Annotated in this window: 2 protein-coding genes and 1 pseudogene; 2 read left to right on the forward strand and 1 reads right to left on the reverse strand. The window is 66.9% G+C overall.

Annotated elements, in window-relative coordinates:
- On the reverse strand, positions 1-380 hold a 380-nt coding region (locus WAN71_RS01680; RefSeq protein ID WP_422223666.1), incomplete at its 3' end, for an electron transfer flavoprotein subunit beta/FixA family protein.
- Positions 381-587: 207 nt separating this feature from the next.
- On the opposite strand from WAN71_RS01680, the gene WAN71_RS01685 reads away from it, so the two are divergent.
- A complete protein-coding gene (locus WAN71_RS01685) occupies positions 588-1,376 on the forward strand; it encodes a class I SAM-dependent methyltransferase (protein WP_422223667.1) in 789 nt (262 codons plus the stop codon).
- Positions 1,373-1,777 (forward strand): annotated as a pseudogene (locus WAN71_RS01690) (1,4-alpha-glucan branching protein); the annotation flags it as partial. The gene WAN71_RS01685 and the pseudogene WAN71_RS01690, both read left to right, overlap by 4 nt.

Here is a 1,777-nt window from a genome sequence, read left to right on the forward strand (position 1 = left end):
GCCTCGTTACCTGCGATCACCAGCTCGGTGCCCTCGATGGTGCCCAGCGCACGCGCCAGCGCCCACCCGGTCTGGACCACATCCGAGCCGTGCATGCCGTCGTCGAGCAGGTGGACGGCCTTGTCGGCACCCATCGACAGCGCCTTGCGGATGGCCTCGCTGGCGCGCTCCGGGCCCGCGGTCAGCACGGTTACCGATCCCTCGGTTCCGTCGGCGGCCTCTTTCTCCCGGATGAGCAGCGCCTCTTCGACGGCCCGCTCGTTGATCTCGTCCAGCACAGCGTCGGCGGCCTCCCGGTCCAGCGTCCAATCGCCGTCGGTGAGCTTTCGCTCCGACCAGGTGTCTGGGACCTGCTTGATCAGGACCACGATGTTCGTCATGAGTGTCGGTCGTCCTCCTAGAAAGAGCCCTGCAGCCGCCAGCCGCAAGACGTAGGTCACGGCTTATGCAACCCGCACACGCATGTTACTAATGGGTAACTTCGTGCGGTTCGCTCTCACACCATAGCGGGTCGTCCTGCAGGTTCCCGAGTCCGTCTCCGGTTGACCATTCGCGAACGCGGCCGCAGGGGCTAGCCTGCCTATGCAATGAGCGCATTTGTCCCCGACGTTCCCCACGCCCCGGTCGACGCCGTCTTGACGTTGACCGGTGAGCGCACCATCCCGGGCCTCGACGTGGAGAATTACTGGTTTCGCCGCCACGAGGTGGTCTACCAGCAGCTGGCGCCGCGCTGCGCGGGCCGCGAGGTGCTCGAGGCGGGCTGCGGGGAGGGCTACGGCGCCGACCTGATCTCTCGCGTCGCGCGCCGGGTGATCGCGCTGGACTACGACGAGGCCACGGTGGCGCACGTACGGGCCCGCTACCCGCAGGTGGAGGTCAGCCACGGCAACCTGGCTGAGCTGCCAATGGCCGACGCCTCGGTCGATGTGGTGGTCAACTTCCAAGTCATCGAACATCTATGGGATCAGGCCCGGTTCGTCAGCGAGTGCGCCAGGGTGCTGCGCCCATCAGGGCTGTTGATGGTGTCCACGCCCAACCGGATCACGTTCTCGCCGGGCCGCGCCACCCCGATCAACCCGTTTCACACCCGAGAGCTCAATGCCGACGAGCTGACCGAGCTATTGGCCGGCGCCGGATTTGCGCTGGACGGCGTGTACGGAGTTTTTCATGGGCCGCGGCTGGCCGAGATGGATGCCCGGCACGGGGGCTCGATCATCGACGCACAGATCGCGCGGGCGGTCAGCGACGCGCCCTGGCCGGCGGAGCTGCTGGCCGACGTCGCCGCAGTCACCGCCGCGGATTTCGACATTGTCGAGGCGGATGCCCGAAATATTGACGCCAGCCTGGATCTGGTCGCGATCGCGGTGCGCCCGTGACGCAGCCGACCGGTAGCCAAGTGCCCGGCCTGTTCACCCTGGTGCTGCACACCCATCTGCCGTGGCTGGCTCACCACGGCCGCTGGCCCGTCGGTGAGGAATGGCTCTACCAATCATGGTCGGCGTCCTATCTGCCGCTGCTGCGAGTGCTGCGGAAGCTGGCCGGCGAGGACCGCCGCCGACTGATCACCCTGGGCATGACGCCGGTAGTGACGGCGCAGCTCGACGACCCGTACTGCCTGGACGGGATGTACCACTGGTTGGCCAACTGGCAACTACGTGCTGCCGAGGCGGCCAGCATCCGTCCCGGAGACTTGTCGGATGCGGCGACGTCATGCACGCCAGAAGCATTGCGGTCGTTTGGGATTCGTGAGTTCGCCGAGACCGAGCAGGCGCTTGAT

The sequence above is a fragment of the Mycobacterium sp. genome (assembly GCF_049280035.1).
In the GTDB taxonomy this organism is placed as follows: Bacteria; Actinomycetota; Actinomycetes; order Mycobacteriales; family Mycobacteriaceae; genus Mycobacterium.